Source organism: Pseudonocardia sp. (assembly GCF_035305885.1).
Taxonomy (GTDB): Bacteria; Actinomycetota; Actinomycetes; order Mycobacteriales; family Pseudonocardiaceae; genus Pseudonocardia.
In genome coordinates this window covers 1-22,035 of record NZ_DATGOP010000035.1, presented here as the reverse complement: position 1 = coordinate 22,035, position 22,035 = coordinate 1, and the positions used below count along the sequence as shown (strand labels likewise).

Below are 22,035 nucleotides of genomic sequence, written 5' to 3'. Positions count from 1 at the left end.
AATGTGGCTTTCCTGAAGTTCCGAGCGCCTCAGAGGTCGCTGCCGGCCGTGCGCATGGCGGCCCGGACCTCGGCGCCGTCGACGGCGCGGTAGGGGATGCCCTTGCGGATGGAGAGGAGCGTCGCCGTCGCGGCGGCGTGCCCGTACTCGAAGCACTGCGCGGTCACCCGCGCCGAGGCGAGCGCCTCGTGCTCGGCGCCGAGGCACCGGCCGGCGACGATCACGTTCTCCCCGGTCCGCGGCACCAGCGCGAGGTAGGGGATCTCGTAGAAGTCCTCCAGCAGCCAGTGCAGCTTCGGCCGGTCGCCCGCGTGCAGCTCGATCGGCCACGGGGAGCGGACGACGCCGTCGGGGCGTTTGCGGCAGGAGACGACGTCGTCGTTGGTGAGCGTCTCGGCGGCGAGGATGCTGCGGGTCTGCCGGATCCCCGCCTCGACGCCGGTGTCGACCACGAACGCGTCCGCGCACCCGGGCACCTCGCGGCGCAGGAACCGCGCGTACTCGCGGACCTGGCGCCGGCCGAGGACCTCCGCCTCGGTGAAGTCCTCCGGGTCGATGACGTTGAGCATCCGGCCGTCCCGCCCGACCAGCCGTGTGGCGTTGACCAGCAGCTCCCCGGGGCGGGTCGTGCGGAAGACCCAGATCTTCGACCGGGGCAGGTCGGCGCCGTCGGACCGGGCGCGCTCGATGGCCTCGGTGACCCACGGCGCGCAGATCGTGTCCTCGCCCCACGCGGCGTCGAAGGCGTCCACGTCGACGTTGCCGAGGCGGAAGAACATCGTGGGGTTCTGGATCACCCCGTTGTCGCCGAACACGGTGCCGTGCCCGGCGCGGGCGACGACGGCGGCGTCGCCGGACGCGTCGATCGTGCGCGCCGCTCGGACCACCGCCCGTCCGGCGTTGGACTCGACGATCACACCGCGGTGCTCGTCCCCCTCGAGGAGCACACCGGACACCGCGGTGTGCAGCAGCACCCGCACGCCGGCGGACTCGAGCAGGGCGTCGGCCACCTCACGCCAGACGAGCGGATCGTGCGCCACGGTCCAGGTGCGGCCGTACTGCTGCGGCCCGGTGACGCCGCCTCGGTCGGCCAGCGCGGCGCGGAAGCGTTCGGTGAACCCGCGGACCACTTGCTCCGGCCCGCCGCTGCCCTCCGTGGCCAGGTACAACCCGCAGATCGTCCCGGACATCCCGGCCACGGCCGCGCCGCCGCAGAAGCCGTAGCGCTCGATGAGCACGACCGACAGGCCGCCCTCCGCGGCGACGGTCGCCGCCGCCACCCCGGCCGCTCCGCCGCCGACCACGACGACGTCGACGTCGGCCAGCACCGGGAGCTCGGCGGCATCGTCCGCCGCCGGCCCCAACCGCCAACCGGGGAACTCCGACCGCGCCTGTCGACCGCTCATATATCGGTTATACACGGGAGATGTGGGAGCGGTCCAGGGGCGGTCTGAAAGGATGGTTCGGGCGCAGGCAGGAGGGCACGACGTGGCGGAGCAACCGGGCAACAAGACCGACCAGGTGTACGCCCTGCTCGAGGAGATGATCACGTTCCAGGACCTCGCTCCGGGCGAGGCCGTGTCCGAGTCGCAGCTCATGGCCCGGACGGGCTTCGGCCGCACCCCGGTGCGCGAGGCCCTGCAGCGGCTCGCGCGGGAGCGCATGGTCGAGATCCACCCGCACCGCGGCGTCTTCGTCGCCCCGGTCTCGGTGGAGGCCCACTTCCGGCTGCTGGAGCTGCGCCGGGGCCTGGAGGAGATGGCCGTCCGGTTCGCCACCTTCCGCGCCCAGACCCGCCAGAAGGAGCAGATGCTCGCGCTCGCCGCCGAGCTCGACGCGTTCACCGGCACCGACGTGCGCGCCTTCGGCGTCCTGCTCAAGCGCTCCCACGCCGCGATCGTCGAGGCGGCCCACAACGAGTACCTGCAGCTCGCCATGGCGCCGCTGCAGGCGCTCTCCCGCCGGTTCTGGTTCGCCCACCTGCCCGACGTCGCCGAGCACCTGCGGATCGCCGCGGAGCTACACGCGCGCATCCTCCGGTCGGTCGCCCGCGGCGACGCGACGGCGGCGGTCGACGCGGCGCGGTCGCTGAACGACTACCTGACCGACCTCACCTACGCCGCCCTCGGCGGCCCCGGCCGCGTCCCCGGCTGACCACTCACCACGGCCGCCGGCGGTTCTCGCTTCAGGAAAGCCACATTCATGTCCTGCAGGTTCGTGAATGTGGCTTTCCTGACCTCCCGGGACCCGGGCGCCACCCACGCCGCGCAGGTGCGGGGCTACGTAGCGAGAACGACGGGACTTCTACCGACGCGGACCGCCACCCACCGGCGCGAACCTCGCGGCCGCACTCTCCCATGGAAGGAGCAGCCGTGGAGTACCGACCGCTGGGCCGCACCGGGATCTCGGTCAGCGAGCTGTGCCTCGGCGCGATGATGTTCGGCGCCGCGGGCAACCCCGACCACGACGAATCGATCCGGATCATCCACCGGGCGCTGGACGCCGGCATCAACATGATCGACACGGCCGACGTGTACTCGTTCGGCGAGTCGGAGGAGATCGTCGGCAAGGCGCTGGCAGGCGGGCTGCGCGACGACGTCGTGCTCGCCACCAAGGTCGGCCTGCCGTGGGACGACCGGCCGGGCCGCGGCGGGACCTCCCGCCGGTGGATCACGCGGTCCGTCGAGGCCTCGCTGCGGCGGCTGGGCACCGACCGGATCAACCTCTACCAGATCCACCGCCTGGACCCCGCGACCGACCTCGAGGAGACGCTCGGCGCGCTCACCGACCTGCGGGCCCAGGGCAAGATCCGTGCCTTCGGCGCCTCGACCGTGCCCGCGTCCGGGATCGTCGAGGCGCAGTGGGTGGCACAGCGCCGCGGCCTCGGCCGGTTCCGCACCGAGCAGCCGCCGTACAACATCCTGACCCGCGAGATCGAGTCGGACGTCCTGCCCACCGCCCAGCGGTACGGGATGGGCGTGCTGACCTACAGCCCGCTGGCGATGGGCTGGCTCACCGGCCGCTACCGCGCGGGGATGCAGGCGCCGGACAGCGGGCGGGCGCACGTCTTCCCCGGTCGGTTCGACCCGGCACTCCCGGCCAACCGGCGCAAGCTCGAGGCCACCGAGGCGCTCGCCGTGCTCGCCGACGAGAGCGGTCTCTCCCTGATCGAGATGGCGATCGCGTTCGTGCTCCGCCACCCCGCCGTCACCAGCGCGATCATCGGACCGCGCACGATGGACCACCTCGAGTCCCAGCTCCCGGCGGCCGACGTGCGCTTGTCCACCGAGGTGCTGGACCGCATCGACGAGATCGTCCCGCCCGGGGTCACGCTCAACCCGGAAGCGGACAACATGTCGTTCTCGTCCGCGCTGGAGCCGGCCAACCGGCGGCGCTGACGGCTACCCGTCGACACCCGTATCGACGGCTACGTAGCCGGATCGACGGGTCTTCCACGGACGCGACCGGGACGCCCCTGCCACGAGCCTCGAACCCATGCCGAACGACACGGGAACCAACCCCGCGTCCGCGCCGGCCGAGGCGTCGCCGGGCGAGGCCATGAGCCCCCGGGAGCGGCTGCGGCTGGTGCTCGTCCTCGGGGCCCTCTCCGCGTGCGCTCCGCTCACGGTCGACCTGTACCTGCCCGCGCTCCCGGCCATCACCGGCGAGCTCATGACCACCGCCGCCGCGGTGCAGCTCACCCTCACCGGGACGCTGGCCGGCCTGGCGCTGGGACAGCTCCTCGTCGGCCCGGTCTCGGACGCGGTCGGCCGCCGCGCTCCGCTGCTGGCCGGCCTCGGCCTGCACGTCGCGGCGTCGGTGCTCTGCGTCGTCGCCCCGAACGCGGCCGTGCTCGGCGTGCTGCGCGTGCTGCAGGGGCTGGGCTGCGCGGCGGCCACGGTCGTCGCGATGGCGATCGTGCGCGACCTGTTCGTCGGGCACGCCGCCGCGCGGCTGCTGTCCCGCCTGATGCTGGTGATGGGGGCCGCCCCCATCCTCGCGCCGACGGTGGGCGCGCTGGTGCTCGCCGTGACGTCGTGGCGGGGCGTCTTCGCCGTCCTCGCGCTGTACGGGCTGGTGATGCTCCTGGTGACCGCGCGGCTGCTGCCGGAGACGCTGCCCGCGGCCGCCCACCGGGCGGGCGGAGCCCGCGGCACCGGCGCCGACTACGGGCGTCTGCTGGGCGACCGCCGCTTCGTCGGGCTGGTCCTCGTCACGGGGCTCGCGATGTCGGCCAACTTCGCCTACATCGCCGGGTCGTCGTTCGTGTTCCAGGAGCAGTACGGCCTGACCGAGCAGCAGTTCGGGCTGGCCTTCGGCGCGGGCGCGATCGGGCTGGTCGGCGCCACCCAGGTCAACGTCCGCCTCCTGCGCCGGTTCACCCCCGCGCAGATCCTGAGCAGTGCCCTGGCCGGCGGCGCGGCCGCAGGCGGGCTGGTGCTGCTGTGCGCCGCGACCGGCCTCGGCGGGCTGCCCGGCCTCGCGGTCGCGCTGTGGCTCGTGCTGTGCGCCGTCGGCCTCACGGCCCCCAACGCGCCCGCGCTGGCGCTGTCGCGGCACGGCGAGGCGGCGGGCACCGCCGCGGCGCTCCTCGGCGCCGCCCAGTTCGGCGTCGCCGCGCTCGCCGCCCCGCTGGTCGGCCTGCTCGGCGCGGGCGCGGTCGCGATGGGCCTGGTGATCACCGGCGCGCTGCTCGCCGCCAACGCCGTCCTGCTGAGCGTGGTGCGCCGCACGCGCACCGACCTCCCCCACCACTGATCGAGAGGAACGACCATGGCCGTCGACACGACCACCGCACCCACGCCGCCGATCGCGGACGCGGCCCGGCGCGCGATCCCCGCGTTCGCCCGCGGCGGCGACCGGCCGATGCTCGTCGAGGGGCGACCGGTGCCCGCCGCCTCCGGACGGACGCTGCCGCAGGTCGACCCGACCACCGAGGCCCCGCTCGCGACCATCCCGCGCGGTGCCGCCGACGACGTCGACACCGCCGTGCGCGCCGCGCAGCGGGCGTTCCCCGCCTGGTCGGGCACCGACCCCGCCGTCCGGGCGCGGATCCTCGTCCAGATCGCCGAGGTCCTCGAGGACCACGGCGAGGAGCTGGCGACGATCGACTCGGTCACGATGGGCGGGCCGATCGCGATGACGCGCCACATGGTGGACGCGGCCGCCCGGACCTACCGGCACTTCGCCGGGTGGCCGACCTTGCTCACCGGGCACACCGTCCCGGCGCCGGGCGACCGCCTCGCCTACACGCGACGCGAACCCCTGGGTGTCGTCGGGCTCATCTGGGGCTGGAACGGCCCGATGCCGCAGCTCGCGCTGAAGCTCGCGCCCGCGCTCGCGGCGGGGAACACCGCGGTGCTCAAGCCGCCGGAGTGGGCGTCGCTCAGCACGCTGCGGTTCGCCGAGCTGCTCGACGAGCACACCGACCTGCCGCCCGGGGTGGTGGACGTCGTGACGGGCACCGGGGCCGAGGCGGGCGACGCGCTGGTGCGCCACCCGGGCGTCGCCAAGATCGCGTTCACGGGCTCGACCGCGACCGGCAAGCGGGTGCACGAGGCCGCGAGCGCCGACCTCACGCGCCTCACCCTGGAACTCGGCGGCAAGTCGCCGGTGGTCGTGTTCGCCGACGCCGACCTCGAGGCGGCCGCGCGCGGCGCGGCCGCGGCGCTGCTCGCCGGCAGCGGGCAGGCCTGCACCGCGGGGACCCGCCTGTTCGTGCACGAGGGAGTCCGCGTGGAGTTCACCGAACGGCTCCTCGCGGCGATGGCCGGGTTCGTCATCGGAGATCCCCTCGACCCGGCGACGATGATGGGCCCGCTCGCCGCCCGACCCCACTACGAGCGCGTGCTGTCCCACCTCGACGCCGCCGCGCAGGACGGTGCCCGGGTGCTCACCGGCGGCACCCGGTACGGCGACCACGGCCTCTTCGTCGCCCCGACCCTGCTCGGCGACGTCACCCCGGACATGCGCGTCGTCCGCGAGGAGATCTTCGGCCCGGTCGGCGTGCTGACCGGGTTCACCGACCTCGACGACGCGATCGCGCAGGCGAACCGGACCGAGTACGGGCTGGCCGCGTCGGTGTGGACGAAGGACCTCGCCACCGCGCACCGGCTCGCCGACGGGATCGACGCCGGCACGGTCTGGGTCAACACCCACCACGAGATGACCACCGGGGCGATGCCCTTCGCCGGTTTCAAGCAGTCCGGCATCGGCGGCGAGGGCGGGCCCGAGGCGCTGGACGCCTACACCAGGCACAAGGCGGTCCTCGTCGCCCTCTAGGTCCTCACCGGTGGGAAGTACGCTCCGCGCGGGAGGATCAGGTCTTGCTGTTGGGTCGCAGCGCCGGGTGCGCCGCCGTCGAGAAGCTGCTCGCCGCGGCTCGCGATGGCCGCAGCGGCGCGCTGGTCGTGCACGGCGAGGCGGGCATCGGCAAGACCGCCCTGCTGGACCACGCCCGCGACGCCGCGTCCGGGTTCCGGGTGCAGCGAGCAGCCGGCGTCGAGGCCGAGACGCCGTTCGCGTTCGCGGCGCTGCACCAGGTGTGCGCCCCGTTCCTGGATCGGCTCGCCGCCCTGCCGGCGCCGCAGCGGGCCGCGCTCGGCGTGGCGCTCGGGCAGGCCGGCGGCGAGCCGCCGGACCGGTTCCTCGTCGGCCTGGCCACCCTCGGGCTGCTCGCCGAAGCCTCCGCGGAGCGGCCCCTGCTGTGCCTGGTCGACGACGCCCAGTGGCTGGACCCCGCCTCCGCGCAGACCCTCGCCTTCGTCGCACGCCGCGTCGAGGCCGAGCGGTTGGCGGTGATCGTCGCCCGGCGTGACGGCGCGCCCGGCGACGGCGGCGGCGAGGCCTTCGCCGGATTGCCGCACCTGCCGCTGCGCCGGCTCGGCCACGCCGACGCGCGGAGGCTGCTGGCCGAGGTGGTCCCCGCCCCGCTGGACGACCAGGTGCGCGACCGCATCCTCGCCGAGGCCCGCGGCAACCCCCTCGCCCTGCGGGAGCTGGCCCGCAGCACCCGGCAGGCGCGCACGGCGGCGCTCGCCGCCGGGTTCGGGCTGGCCGACGCGGTGAGCGTCCCGGACCGGGTCGAGGAGAGCTTCCGGCAGCGGTCGGAGGGCCTGCCCGCCGCCTCCCGGCTGCTGCTGCTCGCAGCCGCCGCCGACCCGACCGGGGACACGGGGTTGCTGGTGCGCGCCGCCGCCGACCTCGGCATCGGCACCGACGCCGCCACGCCCGCCGAGGAGGCCGGGCTGATCGAGATCGGCGCGGAGGTCCGGTTCACACACCCCCTGGCCCGCTCGGCGGTCTACCGGGCGGCGGCGCCACCCGACCGGCGCCGGGTCCACCGCGCGCTCGCCGCGGCGACCGACCCGCAGGCCGACCCGGACCGCCGGGCGTGGCACCGGGCGCAGGGCGTCCTCGGCACCGACGAGGCGGCGGCCGCAGAGCTGGAACGCTCGGCGGCCCGGGCCCGGACCCGGGGCGGGCTCGCCTCGGCCGCCGCCTTCCTGGACCGCGCGGCGGCCCTGTCCCCCGACCCGGCCGAGCGGGCCCGCCGCGCCCTCGACGCCGCGTCGGCGCTGCACGCGGCCGGCGACCCCGAGGCCGCGTCGGACCTGCTCGCGAGCGCCGAAGCGGGTCCGCTCGACGCCCGGCGCGCGACCCAGGCCGATCTGCTGCGCGCCCGCGTCGCGTTCCACGTCACGCGCGGCGACGACGCCCCGGCCCGGCTGGTGCGGGCCGCGGACCGCCTCGCCCCGCTCGACGCGCCGCTCGCGCGCGAGGCCTACCTGCAGGCGTTCGAGGCGGCGATCGTCGCGGGCGGCCGCCGGGCCGCCGACGCCGCCGAGGCCGCGAGCGCGGCGCCCGCCCCGCCGGACCCACCGCGCCCCCTCGACGTCCTGCTCGACGGCCTGGTGTCCCACTTCCGCCAGGGGTACGAGGCGGGCGTCCCCGGGTTACGGCGGACGGTCGAGGCGTTCCTCGGCTCGCCGGGCCCGGGCGAGCTGCGCTGGCTCTGGCTCGCCTCCCACACCGCGATGGCGCTGTGGGACGACGCCGCGGCCGCGCAGCTCGCCGACCGCCACGTCCGGCTCGCCCGCGACTCGGGCGCCCTCGCCACCCTTCCGTTCGCACTGACCTTCCACGCCACCGTGCTGGCGCACGCGGGGGATCTCGGCCGGGCCGCCGAGCTGGTCGCGGAGACGGAGGCGATGACGCGGGCGACCGGGGCCGCCCCGCTGCCCCACGCCCGGCTCCTGCTCGCCGCGTGGCGCGGCAGGCGCGCCGAGGCGTCCACGCTCCACACGGCCGCGGTCGAGGACGCGACCGAGCGAGGCGAGGGCACCGCGGTCACCATCGCCGACCACAACCTCGCGGTCCTGCACAACGGGCTGGGCGGTTACGCCGCCGCGCTCGACGCCGCGCAGCGGGTGTGGGACTCCGGCGAGCTGGTCCACAGCGCGTTCGTCCTGCCGGAACTCGTCGAGGCCGCCGTACGCTCCGGCGCGCCGCAGCGCGCCGAGGCCGCGCTGGCGCAGCTGCGTCCCATGGCCAGGGCGAGCGGCACCCGGTGGGCGCTCGGCCTCGAGGCCCGCTGCCGCGCGCTGACCGGCACCGGGCCGGCCGCCGAGGCGGCGTACCGCGAGGCGATCGACCACCTCGGCCGGACCCGAATGGCGGCCCACCTCGCCCGCACCCACCTCGTCTACGGGGAGTGGCTGCGCCGTGAGGGGCGCCGCCGCGACGCCCGCGACCAGCTGCGGATCGCCCACGAGCGGCTCACCGCGACCGGCGCCGACGGCTTCACCGCCCGCGCCGCCCGCGAGCTGCGCGCCACGGGCGACCAGCCGCGGAGGCGGTCCGACCGGGCCGCGGCCACCCTCACCGAGCACGAACTGCACATCGCCCGCCTCGTCGCCACCGGCGCAACGGCCAAGGAGATCGGCGCCCAGCTGTTCCTCAGCCCGCGCACGATCGAGACCCACCTGCGCAACATCTACCGCAAGCTCGGCATCTCGTCGCGGCGCGAGCTGCGGGCCGTGCAGCTGTCCTGATCGCCGCCGAGGCAGCCGCCCCGGCCGAGCTTCAGGAAAGCCACATTCACGAAGCCCACGTTCATGAAAGTGGCTTTCCTGAAGTCCGGTGGGCTGCACGGGCGCCGACCGCCAGCCACCCCATCCACACCAGGTTCACGACCCAGGCCGCGACGATCGCGACGTCGTGCGCCGGCGGGAAACCGTGAGCACCCGCCACCCAGCCCTGCACCACGTGGATCAGCCCGGCGAGCCCCATCAGGTACGGGACGGGACGCGGGACCCACGCCGTGCGCGCAGCCGCAACGGCGATCAGGAGCAGGGCGAGTGCCAGCGCGAGGTTCTCGTAGCTGCGGGCACCCCACTCGATCCACCGGATCGCCTCGGCTCCGGCGAACCGCGCGGGCTTCTCGGCGGCCGGGGCGCTCGCCCAGGCGTTCACGGCCTGTTTGAGGGCGACCCCGTCCACCGCCATCACGACCCCGTACAGCGCCAACGCCACCACGGCCGCGCCCGCACCGAGGCGGGCCGCCCACCTCTGCGGTGCGGCCCGCCCGTCGAGGGCGAAGCAGAACGCGACCAGACCCCCGATCAGGATCGACGTGGCCACGAACTGACCGAGGTGCACGGCCGTCCAGGTCCCGCTGCCCGCGTACGCGGCGAACACGGCCGGATGGTCGTTCGCGACCCCACCCGGGTGGAACTGGGTGATCACGATGGCGAGGAGCTGCCCGCCGAGCAGCAACGTCGCGGACACGACCGGCGCCGTGCGGTCGGGCATGCGGATGTCCATGGCGTGTTCCTCGTCCGGCGCCCGCGCGGTGACACGCCTCGAGCGGCCCGCCGCCGCGGATCGGCTTGATCTCCGAGACCTGCAGCTGCCAGAGATTTGCAATAGGGTGCGGAAAGTCGATCTGCAGTCCCCCGGCTCGGACCGGGGACGGAGGGGGGAAGCCCGGTGCTCACCCGCGAGCGCGCCCTGTACTGGCTGGACCGCTGGGACCGGCAGCAGGAGTACTACATCCCCGACCGCGAGGAGCGGTTCGCGGTGATCGTCGACGTCGTGCAGGAGGTCGTCGACCGCCCGGACCCGCTGGTCGTCGACCTCGGCACCGGCCCCGGCTCGCTGGCCGTCCGGATCCTCGACCGGATGCCCGCCGCGACCGTCGTCGGGGTCGACGCCGACCCGCTGCTGCGCGGCCTCGCCGAGGCGGCGCACGGGTCCGACCGGTTCCGCATCGTCGCGGCCGACCTGCGCGAGGACGGGTGGTTCGACGCGCTGGACCTCCCCCGAGCCCCGGACGCGTTCGTCAGCACCACCGCCCTGCACTGGATGGACCGCGAACCGCTGCGCAAGCTCATCACCCGCTGCGGGGCCGCGCTCGGCGCGGGTGGGGTGTTCGTCAACGGCGACCACCTCTACGAGGGCCCGCACGGCGCGCGGCTCGACGACCTCGCCCGCGCCCTCACCTCCCGCAGGGCCCGCCGCGCGGGCGTCGACGGCCGGGAGGACTGGCAGGCGTGGTGGCGCGCCGTCGACGAGGCCCCCGAGCTCGCCGACCTGGTCCGCGCCCGGGCGGGCGGCTTCGACCACACCGTCCGCGATCTGCCCACGGTGCACGACCACCTGGCCTTCCTGCGCGAGGCCGGGTTCGCCGAGGCCGGGACGGTGTGGCAGATGGGCGACGACCGCATCATCGTCGGGCTCCGCTAGGCGCGGGCCACGGCTTCCCGAGCGACACGCCACGACATGTTGGGGTACATGACCTTTCAGACCACGACATGTAGGGTTATCCCCGCTGATGGTTCCCATCCGCCAGCCAGGCGGAGGGGAGGCAAGAGGGAACCCGGTGCGAGTCCGGGACTGCCCCGCAGCGGTGAGCGGGAACGACCGCCGTCACGAGCACTGGGTGGCCACCTGGGAAGCGACGGCCAGTAGGAGCACCGGGATGTCCGGTGCACGCCCGCGAGTCCGAAGACCTGCCATCGGTGCGCGCACGTCCGGTGCGCGCTGCCCGGGGTCCGCGCGGGACGGGCCCGGCGCGGACGAGGCGTGTGCACCGTCCGCACCGGTCTCGTCTCCTCGTGCCCCGGCCCGGTCGTCCGAGCTCGCGAGGAGAGAGCCATGACCCCACCCATCGCAACCGCCGCCGCACCCAGCCCGGATTCGCCAGGCCTCCGCCGCGCCCGCCTCCGAGCCCGGCCCGCGCCCGCCCTGGACGTCACCGACGCCGACGGCGAGCGCAGGCTGCTGGACTGGGAGCGGGTGGAGCGGCTCGTGGCCGAGGCCGTCGGCGGGATCGCCGACGTCGAGGCGGAACCGGTGCTGGAGGAGATCCGGCGGACCGTCTACGACGGCATCACCGTCGACGAGCTCGGCCTCGCCCCCGTGCTGGCCGCGCGATCGCTCGTGGAGGCGGAGCCGAACTACTCGGCGGTGGCGGCTCGGCTGCTGTTGGACCGGGTGCGGACCGAGGCGTTGTCGCACCTCGCGGGCGTGCGCACACAGGTGAGCCAGGAGGAGATGGCGGCCCGGTACCCGCGCTACGTGCGCGACTACCTGCGGCGGGCGGTCGAGCTGGAGCTGGCCGACCCGGCCCTGCTCGACTTCGACCTGGACCGGCTGACCGCGGCGCTGCGCCCGGAACGTGACCTCGACTTCACCTATTTCGGCCTGCAGACGCTCTACGACCGCTACTTCCTGCACGAGCGCGGCGTGCGGTTCGAGCTGCCGCAGGCGTTCTTCCTGCGGGTGGCCATGGGGCTCGCGCTGCGCGAGGACGACCGCGAGGGTCGGGCGATCGAGTTCTACGAGCTGCTCTCGTCGCGCCGCTTCATGGTGTCCACGCCGACGCTGTTCAACGCGGGCACCATCCGGCCACAGCTGTCGTCCTGCTTCCTCACCACCGTCGACGACGACCTCGACTCGATCTTCCAGACCTACCGCAACAACGCCCTGCTCGCGAAGTACTCCGGCGGGCTGGGCAACGACTGGACCCCGGTGCGCGGGCTCGGCGCGCACATCAAGGGCACCAACGGGCGGTCACAGGGCGTCGTCCCGTTCCTCAAGATCGCCAACGACACCGCGGTGGCGGTGAACCAGGGCGGCAAACGCAAGGGAGCGGCCTGCGCCTACCTCGAGACCTGGCACATCGACGTCGAGGAGTTCCTCGACCTGCGCAAGAACACCGGCGACGAGCGCCGCCGCACCCACGACATGAACACCGCCAACTGGGTGCCCGACGAGTTCCTGCGCCGCGTCGAGGCCGATGCCGAGTGGACGCTGTTCTCCCCCGACGAGACCCCCGACCTGCACGAGCTCTACGGGACCGCGTTCGCGCAGCGGTACCGCGAATACGAGGCCGCCGCCGACCGCGGCGAGATCCGGGTGTTCCGCCGGGTGCGCGCGGTGGCCCTGTGGCGGCGGATGCTGACGATGCTGTCCGAGACCGGGCACCCGTGGATCACGTTCAAGGACCCGTGCAACCTGCGCTCCCCGCAGCAGCACGCCGGCGTCGTGCACTCCTCGAACCTCTGCACGGAGATCACGCTCAACACCCGTGCTGGTGAGGAGGGCGAGGTGGCGGTCTGCAACCTCGGCTCGGTCAACCTGGCCGCGCATGTCGGCCCGGACGGGCTGGACACCACGATGCTGGAGCGCACGGTGCGCACGGCCGTCCGGATGCTCGACAACGTCATCGACCTCAACCTCTACCCGATCCCGCAGGCCCGCCGGTCCAACCTGCGCCACCGCCCGATCGGGCTGGGCCTCATGGGCTTCTCCGACGCCCTGTTCGCGCAGGGCATCGCCTACGCCGGCGACGAGGCCGTCGAGTTCGCCGACCGCAGCACGGAGCACCTCAGCTACCACGCGATCGCCGCGTCCAGCGACCTCGCCGCCGAGCGCGGCCGCTACGCCAGCTTCGAGGGCTCGCTGTGGAGCCGCGGCATCCTGCCGATCGACTCGATCGCCCTGCTGGCCGCCGCCCGCGAGGGCGACCGCCTCGACGTCGACACCTCGACCACGCTCGACTGGGACGCCCTCCGGGAACGGGTCCGCACCCAGGGGATGCGCAACTGCACCGTCATGGCGATCGCGCCGACCGCGACGATCTCCACGATCTGCGGTGTCGGGCCGTCGATCGAACCCCAGTTCCGGAACCTGTTCGTGAAGTCCACCATGTCCGGGGAATTCACCGTGATCAACCCCCACCTCGTGGTCGAGCTCAAGGCCCGCGGGCTGTGGGACCGGGCGATGGCGGCCGACCTGAAGCGCTTCGACGGCAGCCTCGCCCCGATCGACCGCGTGCCGGCCGACGTGAAGGCCCGCTACGCCACGGCGTTCGAGATCGAACCACGCTGGCTGGTGGAGGCGACATCGCGCCGCCAGAAGTGGGTCGACCAGGCCCAGTCGCTCAACCTCTACGTCGCCGAACCGAGCGGCCGCGCCCTCGACGAGCTCTACCGCCTCGCGTGGCACAAGGGCTTGAAGACCACCTACTACCTGCGGACCCAGGCGGCCACGCAGGTGGAGAAGTCCACGCTGCGCGGCACCGATGGCCGGCTCAACGCGGTGACCCCGGCCGGGCCCGCCGTGTGCCGCATCGACGACCCGGACTGCGAGGCATGCCAGTGACCAGCACCCAGCCCTCCACCGCCGACGGCACCGGACTCGGCGAGATCGACCGCTCCGGCACCCGGATCGCCGCCGACGCCAAACGCATGATCAACGCCCGGGCCGATGTCAACCAACTGCTCCCGCTGAGGTACCGCTGGGCATGGGAGAAGTATCTGGCGGCGTGCAGCAACCACTGGATGCCCACCGAGGTGGGCATGCAGGCCGACATCGCGCTGTGGAGGTCCCCGGACGGCCTCACCGCCGACGAGCGGCTCATGGTGCAGCGCAACCTCGGGTTCTTCGCCACCGCCGAGTCGCTCGTCGCGAACAACATCGTGCTCGCCGTCTACCGGCACCTCACCAACCCCGAGTGCCGCCAGTACCTGCTGCGGCAGGCGTTCGAGGAGGCCGTGCACACCCACGCGTTCCAGTACATCTGCGAGAGTCTCGGCCTCGACGAGGGCGAGCTGTTCAACATGTACCGCGAGGTGCCCTCGATCACCGACAAGGACGCGTGGGCCCTCCACTACACCCGGGCCCTGTCCGACCCGGACTTCACCACCGGCACGCCCGCGGCCGACCGGGCGTTCCTGCGCGACCTCGTCGCGTTCTACGTGGTGTTCGAGGGGATGTGGTTCTACACCGGGTTCGCGCAGATCCTCTCGCTCGGGCGCCGGAACAAGATGGTCGGCGTCGCCGAGCAGTACCAGTACATCCTGCGCGACGAGTCGATCCACCTGAACTTCGGTGTCGACTGCATCAACCAGATCTCGCGGGAGAACCCGCACCTGTGGACAGACGCGTTCGCGCGGGAGGTCCGCGACATGCTCGGCGAGGCCTGCGAGCTGGAGATCGCCTACGCCCGCGACACCATGCCCCGCGGGATGCTCGGGCTCACCGCGGACGCCTGCGCGCAGTACCTGCGGTTCATCACCGACCGCCGGGCCCGGCAGATCGGGCTGGACCCGCTGCACGGCGAGCCGAGCAACCCGTTCCCCTGGATGTCAGAGGCCGTCGACCTGCGGAAGGAGAAGAACTTCTTCGAGACCCGGGTGATCGATTACCGCACCGGAGGGGGACTGGACTGGGACTGAGCCGTTGCCTCGTCAACGGTGCGGTCGTGGGGTTGTGGCACCTGGCTCGCCAACCGCCCGGCGCGGTCGGGGTCCACGTGCTGGTGCCATGCCCCGTCCGGGTGGTCGATGACGAGCGGCCCGAGGTTGCAGGGCCCGACGCACCCGGTCGGGGTGACCTGTGTCGAGGTGCCCCTGGTCGCCTCGGCGAGAGCGCGGTACGTCGCGCCCGCGCCGTAGACGGTGCACCGCGGCCCGCGGCGCACCAGCAGATGCCGCTCCGGGATCTCGAGGACCGACCAGGCGGGGCTCCGGAAGCCCGCGGGCGACGCCGCGATGGGCCTGCCCTCCGCCGTGCTCAGCGCGGCGACCGCGTCCGCGACCGCGGGCAGCGTGGTGAGCCCGTCGGAGATCCGGATCTCGACCCGGTGCGACCGCGTCGCGCGCCAGTTCGCGACCGCCTTGGCCATCCAGGTGACCAGGTACCGGTCGGCGGGGACCGCGAGCGGGACCAGCAGCACGTCGTCGACGCCGGCGGCGGCGACCTCGTCGAGCGCGCTGTGGATCGACGGCTCGCCGTGATCGAGGTAGGCGGCCCGGACCGGGCCGGTCGTCCGCTCGGCGACCGCGGCGACGAACGCCCGCAGGGAGCGCTCGTCCAACCCGGCCGGCGTCGGCCGCGCCACCAGAACGAGTGCTCGATCATGCGATCGGATCATCGGTCTCCCTCGATCAGGCGCCCCGCCCGCATGGTCAGGACGCGGTCGGCGAAGCTCTCCAGCCGGACCCGGTCGTGGCTGACGACCAGCAACGCGGTGCCGGAGTCGACGAGACCGCGCAACAGGTCGGTGATCGCCGCGGCGGCCGCGACGTCGAGGCTGGCCGTGGGTTCGTCCGCGATCAGCAGTGCGGGTTCGGCGACGAGCGCACGGGCGATCGCGACCCGTTGCGCCTGCCCGACGGACAAGCTGCCCGGGAGGCGGTCGACGTCGACGTCGTCGAGCCCGACCCGGGCCAGCGCCCGCGCCGCGCGTTTCCGACGCTCGGCCCGCGACGGTCGCTCGCCGCGGGGGATCAGCGGTTCGGTCAGCGTGCGCCACAGCGCCCACCTGCGGTCGAGGCTCGCCACCGGGTCCTGGAAGACCGGCATGACGAAGCCGGGGCGCAGCCTGCGCCGCCCGTTCCACGCGTCCCGGCCGTCGAGGTGCACGCTGCCGCCATCGGGTCGTTCGATCCCGCCGACCAACCGGGCGAGCGTCGACTTCCCGGATCCGGAGCGCCCGACGATCCCGACCGCCTCGCCGGCGGCGATGCGGAGCGAGACGCGGTCGACGGCGCGGACGGCGCCGTAGCGCTTCGCGACGTCGCGGACCTCGGCCACGGTCCGCCCGCCCCGCGGCGCTGCGGTCCGCCGCGGGGCGGGCGCCGAGGCCGCGACGAGCGCGGCGGCCTCCGCGGTCGTCGGGGTGCGCAACAGGCTCGTGGTCGGCCCGGACTCCACCACCTGCCCGGCGGCGAGGATCGCCACGGCGTCGGTGTGCCGCCCGACGAGGGCCAGGTCATGGCTGATCAGCAGCAGCGCCCCGCACGTGCGCCGCACCAGGGCGAGCACTTCCTCGGCGAGCTCGGCGTCCAGCGCGCTCGTCGGCTCGTCGGCGATGGTGACCGCGGGGGTGTGCGCGGTGCCCGCGACCAGCGTGGCGCGCTGCAGCATTCCGCCCGACCACTGGTGCGGGTACTGCGCGGCCCGTCGGCCCGCATCCTCGATGCCGACCCTCCCGAGCGCGGTGGCGACGGCCCCGTCCGGCGGGGTGCGGCCGTGGCTGGTCCACGCCTCCCGCACGTGGTGGGCAACGGTCCGCAAGGGGTCGCAGGCCGCGAAGGGGTTCTGGGGGACGTAACCGACGACCTGGCCACGCAGCGCGCGCAACTCGGCCTCCGGCGCCCCCAGCACCTCGCGGCCGTCGACCCGGACCGAACCCGACGTGGTGCTGCCCGCGGGGAGCAGTCCGAGGATGGCCCGCACGAGCGTCGTCTTGCCGCTGCCGGACCGCCCGACGACGGCCCACCGCTCCCCCTCGCCGACCCGTAGGCACACGCGGTGGAGGGCGCGGTGCCCGTTCGGGTAGGTGACGGTGAGCTCGTCGACCACCAGCGGCGTCACGTCCGCCGCCCGGGGTCGGTGACGTCCCGCATCGCATCGCTGACCAGCGCCGCCGCGGCCACCGAGCAGACGAGGCCGAGCCCGGGCCCGAGCAGCTGCCACGGCGCGTAGGCGAAGGTCTCCCGCCCAGCGGCGAGCATGGTGCCCCACTCCGCGGTCGGCGGCTGCGCCCCGAGGCCGAGGAAGGAGAGCCCGCCGAGCGCCAGCACCGCCTCCCCGAGCCCCAGCGTCGTCGCCACCACGACCTGGTTGGCCGCGCCGGGCACGACATGGCAGAGGACGGCCCGCAACCGCCCGACGCCGGCCATCCGGGCGGCAACCACGTCGGGCCGGCGCTCCGCGCCCCGAGCGACGCTGCGCGCCAGCCGGGCGATGCCCGCCCAGCTCGTCACGGACATCGCCAGCACGAGGTTCCAGAACCCCGGCCCGAGCATCCCGACCACGGCCAGGGTCAGCACCAGCGACGGCAGGCCGAGCAAGGCGTCGGTCAGCCGGGTCAGGACGGTGTCCACGATGCCACCGACCGATCCCGCGACCGTTCCGACGCCCAACCCGACCAGGCCGGCGATCCCCATGACGAGCAGCGCCGCGCCGAGCGACGTCCGAGCCCCGGCGAGGGTGCGAGCCAGCAGGTCGCGTCCCTGCTGGTCGGTGCCCAGCGGGTGCGCGACGCTCGGCGGCGCGAGCTGGTCGGTGTAGTCGGGCACGTTCGGGTCGGGCAGCAGCAGCGGCCCGAGCAGGGCTGACACGGCCAGCAACAGGGCGAGGGCGAGCCCCACGCGGGCCGCGGGGCGCCGCAACAGCTCGCGTGTGGTCCCCGCGGGGAGGGAGCGCGGCACCGGCGCGCCGGCGCGGGTGAGGATGCCGGCGCTCACCGCCCGCTCCGCAAGCGGGGATCGATCGCGGCGCACACGAGGTCGACGACGAGGCTTGCAGCGACGTAGGCCACGACCGCGATGAGGGTGAACCCGACCACGACCGGCATGTCCCGGGCGTTGATCGCCTCGACGGTGTAGCGGCCCACCCCGGGCCAGGTGAACACGCTCTCGACGATCGGCGCCCCACCGATCAGCGCCGCGGTGCCCAACCCGACCAGGGTGAGGAACGGGGGCGCCGCGTTGGGCAGCTGGTGCACGACGAGCACGCGGCGCCGGCTCGCACCGCGCGCGGTGCTGACCAGCAGGTGGGTCGACGAGCCCGCCTCGAGCAGGCTGGTGCGCAGCACCCGGGACCACGTCGCGGCCGAGGACAGGGCGAGGGTCAGGGCGGGCAGGAACACGGTGCTCCACGTCCCGTCGGCGATCACGCGGCCGAGCCCGGCCCGTACCACGACCACGTCGAGCAGCACCACGCCGAGCACGAAGCTCGGCACCACGAGCATGGCGAGCGCGATTCCCCGCGCGAGGACGTCCGGCCACCGGCCGGGCGCCGCCGCGGCGGCCGTGCCGAGCAGGAGCGCCATCCCCACCGCGAGGACGAGTGCCGCGGCGGCGAGGCGCAGCGTGGCCGGCAGCCGGGTGGCGAACTCGTCGGCCACCGGGCGCCCGGTCCGCCATGACACGCCGAGATCCCCGCGGGCCGCGTCCGCGGCCCAGCGCCCGAACCGGACCACGACGGGGTCGTCGAGCCGCAGTTCGGCGCGAACGGCCGCCACGGCGGCCGGGCTCGGCTCGGTCACCCCGCGCGCCTCCAGCACCCGCCGTGCCGGGTCGCCCGGGGTCACGGCGAGCATCCCGAACACGATCATCCCGGCGGCAGCGAGCGTCACGGCGGCCTGACCGAGCCTGTGCAGGACCGCCCGCACGTCAGCCGTTCGGCGTCGCATCCGGCGCCGTGGTCGCGGTCACCCAGAGGTTGGAGATCGGCACCTCGTAGCCGCGCCACCGGGGACCGGTCACGACCGCAGGCAATCGGACACCCAGGTAACCGAGGTAGCCGTTGTCCGCGATCACCCGCTGGATGCGGCGCAGCAGGTCGTCGCGGACGCCCGGGTCGAGCTCGACCGCGACCTGGTCGATGAGCGCGTCGAGCACGGGGTCGGCGACCCCGGTGTAGTTGTTCGGTCCCCCGCTGCGCAGCGAGTTGACCAGCGGCGTGATGTAGTCGCCGCCGAAGGAGATGAACCCGCTGCCGCGCACGGAGGCCTGCCAGCCGGTCTGCTGTGCGACGGCGGACTGGATGTCGGGCACCTGCCGGATGTCGACGCCCACGCCGATCCGGGCGAGCTGGGCCTGCACGGCCAACGCGAGCGCATCGGAGTCGGGTTGCTGGGGGTATGTCAGCAGCGAGAACCGCAGCTCGGTGCCGTTGCGGCTGCGCGGGCCGTCGCCGGAGCGGACCCAGCCGGCCCGGTCGAGCAGTTCCTCCGCCGCCGCGACGTCGGTGACCTGGGTCCGTTCCGCCCACGGCAACGTCTCGACGTACGGTCCCGTGGCCGGGCGGTAGAGCCCGTTCATCACATCGTCGGCGAGCTCGGTGTAGTCGATGCCGGCGTAGACGGCCTTGCGCACGCGGGGATCGTCGAACGGTGCCTCGCGCTGGTTGAACTCCAGCACGAACGTGGGCCCGGTCGGCTCGCCGGTGACGAAGAACGAGTCGGCCCGCCCCTGCAGGGTCGGCGCGGAGGCCGTCGGCGGGTAGAGGGCGATGTCGGCCTCGCCCGCCTGCACCGCTTGGATGCGGGCGGACGCCTCGGGGACGAACCGGATGGTCAGGTCCCGCAGGGCGGGTGGGCCGCCCCAGTGGTCGGCGCGGGGTGACAGCTGCATGGACTCCGCGGTCAGGGAGTCCACGACGTACGGGCCGGTGTACAGCCCAGCGCCGACCAGATCCGACGCGGGAGCGCCAGAGGCGAGGTGGGCCTGGTAGGCGGCGACGTCGTACACGGGGACCATCGACTCGTCGGCGAGCAGCGCAGGGACGTTCGGAGCGGGCCGGGTCGTGCGCAGCGTGACTTCGAGGGGGCCGGACGCCGTGGCCACCGCGCCGGGCAGCGCCGCAGCGAGGTCCGGGTTCTCGGCGAGCTGGAAATTCAGCAGCGCAGCGAGCGCGTTCCCGTCCAGCCGCGTGCCGTTCTGGAACGTCACGCCATCGCGCAGTGTCAACGTCCAGGTCAGCGGGTCGGTGTTGGTCAGCCCGGCCAGCACCCACGGTGACGGTTCGCCATTCCGTTCTGGCCGCATGAGCAGCTCGACGTAGCCGAACTCCGGGCCCCAGAAGCCGTTGGTGAGCGGGTCGAGATCGGCGATGGCGAAGCCGGTCGCGATGGTCAGGGTCGCCGGGCCGTCCTCGGCCGGCGCCGGGCCTCCGGTGGTGGCGCAGGCGGCCAGCACCGCAGCCAGTACGGCCGCCACCACCGCACGGGCCGCGAACAGATACCGACGGACCACGGTCTCGCCTCCAGTGCTGTCGTCGACCGAGCGTGCGAAAGCCGGGCAGGCCGGGATCGGCGCCCTTGATCGTCTGGGCGACGCGAACCTAACACTTGAACGATTGAACAGCTATACATGGGATTTGTGATCCTTGACGAACTGCTCGCCCGACAGGCAGCACGGGTCCGTCGCCTCACCGATCAGCCGCGGCTCCCAGCCTCCCGCGCCGAGGCGGCCGACCCGCCGGGCTCGCTCATCTCCGTCGACGGCGCCGCCGCCGTCGTCGAGCTCGTCACGTGGCCACCGGACGCGTTCGAGCGGGTCGTCCTGGGCGACCGCACGGCCACGCTGCACCTGGTCGCGCTGCCGGACCCGCATGAACCCACCGCCGCCGAGGCCGCTGTCGGGCTGGTCACCGAGATCCGCTCCCGGACGGCGCCGATCGACGGGGTTCGCACCCAGCTGTTCCTACGCTGGCCCGAGGCCGACACCGCCATGCACCCGAACTGGGAGCGGGCGGGCCTCCAGGTGGACGCGCTCTGGTGCACCCGCCCCCTCGGGGAGCTCCCCTCCTGTCCGGCGACGGACGTGCTCGCCCGACCGGCCCGCCCACCCGACGCCGAGCGGGTCGCTGAGCTCGCGGTCGAGGAGGTGCGCTTCCACCTGCCGCTCACCCCGTTCACTCGGGATCTCCCCGTCGTCCGGCCTCACGTCGAGGCCGCGGTCCGCAGACCCGCCCGCGACCGCCCGGTGTTCGTCGCCGAACGCGCGGGTGACGTCGTCGGGTATGCGCTCTGCCGTGTCATCGACACCCCGGACGACGGGTTGGTCCGACCCGCCCCGCCGGGGCGGACCGGGCACTTCCTCTCCGTCGGCGTCCGCGCGGATGCCCGCGGCGCCGGCGTCGGGCGCGCGATCGTGCGGGCCGCGGCATCGCACCTCGCCGGCCTCGGCGTCCAGCGCTACTCGGCGGCCTTCGTACCGGCGAACCCGCTCGCGAGCGCGTTCTGGACCCGACTGGGGTTCCGGCCGCTGTGGCGGTACTGGGCAGCGCATCTCGACTGACCGCAGGGCGGCGCCCAGCACACGGTGGTGGGCGCCGCCGCGGCCGATCAGGTGCCCCGTGCCGCCCGAGCCGCCGCCACCAGGTTGCGCAGCGCGGCCACGGTCTCGGCCTCGCCGCGGGTCTTGAGCCCGCAGTCGGGGTTGACCCACAGCCGGGACGGCTCGACCCACTTCTGTGCGGCGAGGATCAGCACGCGGATCTCGGTGACGTCGGGCACCTGCGGGGAGTGCACGTCGTACACGCCCGGCCCGAGCCCGCGGGGCACACCCGGGCCCAGCTCGACGAGCACCTCCATCTTCGACCGAGCGGCCTCCACCGTCGTGACGTCGGCGTCCAATGCGTCGATCGCGTCGACGACGTCGCCGAACTCCGAGTAGCACAGGTGGGTGTGGATCTGCGTGGTGTCTGCGACACCACCGGTGACCAGGCGGAAGGCGTCCACGGCCCAGGCCAGGTACGCCGGCCGCTCCGCCACGCGCAAGGGCAGCAGCTCGCGTAGCGCGGGCTCGTCGACCTGCACGATCCGCATGCCCGCGGCCTCGAGATCGCGTACTTCGTCACGCAGCGCCAGCCCGACCTGGCGCGCGGTGTCACCGAGCGGCTGATCGGTGCGCACGAACGACCGGGCCAGCATCGTCACCGGCCCGGTCAGCACGGCCTTCACCGGGCGCTCGGTGAGCGACTGGGCGAACGTCGACCAGCCGACGGTGA

16 protein-coding genes, 1 pseudogene and 1 riboswitch are annotated in these 22,035 nt (G+C 74.2%); of the genes and pseudogenes, 9 read left to right on the top strand and 8 right to left on the bottom strand.

Going from position 1 to position 22,035, the window contains the following annotated elements:
• Positions 1-29: 29 nt before the first annotated feature.
• On the bottom strand, positions 30-1,406 hold the full coding sequence (locus tag VKZ81_RS07295; protein WP_324240668.1) for an FAD-dependent oxidoreductase: 1,377 nt from the start codon (positions 1,404-1,406) through the stop codon (positions 30-32).
• A gap of 82 nt (positions 1,407-1,488) precedes the next feature.
• Here VKZ81_RS07295 and VKZ81_RS07290 point away from each other — a divergent pair, with 82 nt between their 5' ends.
• The 5 genes from VKZ81_RS07290 (at position 1,489) to VKZ81_RS07270 (ending at position 9,053) form a co-directional block, all read left to right on the top strand.
• Positions 1,489-2,154, top strand: a complete 666-nt coding sequence (locus VKZ81_RS07290) for a GntR family transcriptional regulator (RefSeq protein ID WP_324240667.1) — start codon at positions 1,489-1,491, stop codon at positions 2,152-2,154.
• 218 nt (positions 2,155-2,372) lie between these two features.
• Positions 2,373-3,398, top strand: coding sequence for an aldo/keto reductase (locus tag VKZ81_RS07285; RefSeq protein WP_324240666.1), 1,026 nt, complete (start codon positions 2,373-2,375; stop codon positions 3,396-3,398).
• Between the two features lie 97 nt (positions 3,399-3,495).
• Positions 3,496-4,758: a multidrug effflux MFS transporter gene (locus VKZ81_RS07280; RefSeq protein WP_324240665.1), complete on the top strand. Its 1,263-nt coding sequence runs from the start codon at positions 3,496-3,498 to the stop codon at positions 4,756-4,758.
• Positions 4,759-4,773: 15 nt separating this feature from the next.
• Positions 4,774-6,282, top strand: a complete 1,509-nt coding sequence (locus VKZ81_RS07275; RefSeq protein ID WP_324240664.1) for an aldehyde dehydrogenase family protein — start codon at positions 4,774-4,776, stop codon at positions 6,280-6,282.
• Positions 6,283-6,326: 44 nt separating this feature from the next.
• Complete coding sequence (locus tag VKZ81_RS07270; RefSeq protein WP_324240663.1) at positions 6,327-9,053, top strand: ATP-binding protein; 2,727 nt, start codon at positions 6,327-6,329, stop codon at positions 9,051-9,053.
• Between the two features lie 61 nt (positions 9,054-9,114).
• Here the strand turns inward: VKZ81_RS07270 and VKZ81_RS07265 are convergent, their stop codons facing one another.
• Positions 9,115-9,825, bottom strand: a complete 711-nt coding sequence (locus VKZ81_RS07265; protein WP_324240662.1) for a hypothetical protein — start codon at positions 9,823-9,825, stop codon at positions 9,115-9,117.
• Between the two features lie 165 nt (positions 9,826-9,990).
• Here VKZ81_RS07265 and VKZ81_RS07260 point away from each other — a divergent pair, with 165 nt between their 5' ends.
• From VKZ81_RS07260 to VKZ81_RS07250, 3 genes are all read left to right on the top strand, one after another.
• Positions 9,991-10,746, top strand: a complete 756-nt coding sequence (locus VKZ81_RS07260; protein ID WP_324240661.1) for a class I SAM-dependent methyltransferase — start codon at positions 9,991-9,993, stop codon at positions 10,744-10,746.
• A gap of 72 nt (positions 10,747-10,818) precedes the next feature.
• Positions 10,819-11,034, top strand: a riboswitch (cobalamin riboswitch).
• Between the two features lie 123 nt (positions 11,035-11,157).
• On the top strand, positions 11,158-13,668 hold the full coding sequence (locus VKZ81_RS07255) for a ribonucleoside-diphosphate reductase subunit alpha (protein WP_324240660.1): 2,511 nt from the start codon (positions 11,158-11,160) through the stop codon (positions 13,666-13,668).
• Positions 13,659-14,744 carry a ribonucleotide-diphosphate reductase subunit beta gene (locus tag VKZ81_RS07250; protein ID WP_324240659.1) on the top strand — a complete coding sequence of 362 codons (1,086 nt, stop codon included), beginning with the start codon at positions 13,659-13,661 and terminating at the stop codon, positions 14,742-14,744. Before VKZ81_RS07255 ends, VKZ81_RS07250 begins: the two co-directional genes overlap by 10 nt.
• On the opposite strand, the gene VKZ81_RS07245 is transcribed toward VKZ81_RS07250, so the two are convergent.
• Genes VKZ81_RS07245 through VKZ81_RS07225 form a run of 5 tightly spaced genes read right to left on the bottom strand, consistent with a single transcriptional unit; the run spans position 14,711 to position 20,276 of the window.
• Positions 14,711-15,409 (bottom strand): (2Fe-2S) ferredoxin domain-containing protein, encoded by a 699-nt coding sequence (locus VKZ81_RS07245; RefSeq protein ID WP_324240658.1) that lies wholly within the window; start codon positions 15,407-15,409, stop codon positions 14,711-14,713. The two genes, VKZ81_RS07250 and VKZ81_RS07245, sit on opposite strands and share 34 nt — an antisense overlap.
• Before the next feature lie 29 nt (positions 15,410-15,438).
• Positions 15,439-16,887, bottom strand: coding sequence for an ABC transporter ATP-binding protein (locus VKZ81_RS07240; protein WP_324240657.1), 1,449 nt, complete (start codon positions 16,885-16,887; stop codon positions 15,439-15,441).
• Entirely contained in the window at positions 16,884-17,762 is an 879-nt protein-coding gene (locus VKZ81_RS07235; protein WP_324240656.1) for an ABC transporter permease, read from the bottom strand. The genes VKZ81_RS07240 and VKZ81_RS07235 overlap by 4 nt, the downstream gene beginning before the upstream one ends.
• A complete protein-coding gene (locus VKZ81_RS07230) occupies positions 17,759-18,712 on the bottom strand; it encodes an ABC transporter permease (protein ID WP_324240655.1) in 954 nt (317 codons plus the stop codon). The genes VKZ81_RS07235 and VKZ81_RS07230 overlap by 4 nt, the downstream gene beginning before the upstream one ends.
• The gene (locus VKZ81_RS07225) at positions 18,693-20,276 is read right to left on the bottom strand and encodes an ABC transporter substrate-binding protein (RefSeq protein WP_324240654.1); all 1,584 of its coding nucleotides are present in this window, start codon (positions 20,274-20,276) and stop codon (positions 18,693-18,695) included. The genes VKZ81_RS07230 and VKZ81_RS07225 overlap by 20 nt, the downstream gene beginning before the upstream one ends.
• 126 nt (positions 20,277-20,402) lie before the next feature.
• On the opposite strand from VKZ81_RS07225, the gene VKZ81_RS07220 reads away from it, so the two are divergent.
• A complete protein-coding gene (locus VKZ81_RS07220; RefSeq protein ID WP_324240653.1) occupies positions 20,403-21,323 on the top strand; it encodes a GNAT family N-acetyltransferase in 921 nt (306 codons plus the stop codon).
• A gap of 47 nt (positions 21,324-21,370) precedes the next feature.
• Here VKZ81_RS07220 and VKZ81_RS07215 read toward each other — a convergent pair.
• Positions 21,371-22,035 (bottom strand): annotated as a pseudogene (locus tag VKZ81_RS07215) (5-methyltetrahydropteroyltriglutamate--homocysteine S-methyltransferase); the annotation flags it as partial.

What these genes read in the sequence shown, in the direction of transcription:
- VKZ81_RS07230 (WP_324240655.1), bottom strand. Translation starts at nt 18,712, where the DNA reads ATGCGACGCCGAACGGCTGACGTGCGGGCGGTCCTGCACAGGCTCGGT.
- VKZ81_RS07255 (WP_324240660.1), top strand. Translation starts at nt 11,158, where the DNA reads ATGACCCCACCCATCGCAACCGCCGCCGCACCCAGCCCGGATTCGCCA.
- VKZ81_RS07275 (WP_324240664.1), top strand. Translation starts at nt 4,774, where the DNA reads ATGGCCGTCGACACGACCACCGCACCCACGCCGCCGATCGCGGACGCG.
- VKZ81_RS07280 (WP_324240665.1), top strand. Translation starts at nt 3,496, where the DNA reads ATGCCGAACGACACGGGAACCAACCCCGCGTCCGCGCCGGCCGAGGCG.
- VKZ81_RS07250 (WP_324240659.1), top strand. Translation starts at nt 13,659, where the DNA reads ATGCCAGTGACCAGCACCCAGCCCTCCACCGCCGACGGCACCGGACTC.
- VKZ81_RS07265 (WP_324240662.1), bottom strand. Translation starts at nt 9,825, where the DNA reads ATGGACATCCGCATGCCCGACCGCACGGCGCCGGTCGTGTCCGCGACG.
- VKZ81_RS07295 (WP_324240668.1), bottom strand. Translation starts at nt 1,406, where the DNA reads ATGAGCGGTCGACAGGCGCGGTCGGAGTTCCCCGGTTGGCGGTTGGGG.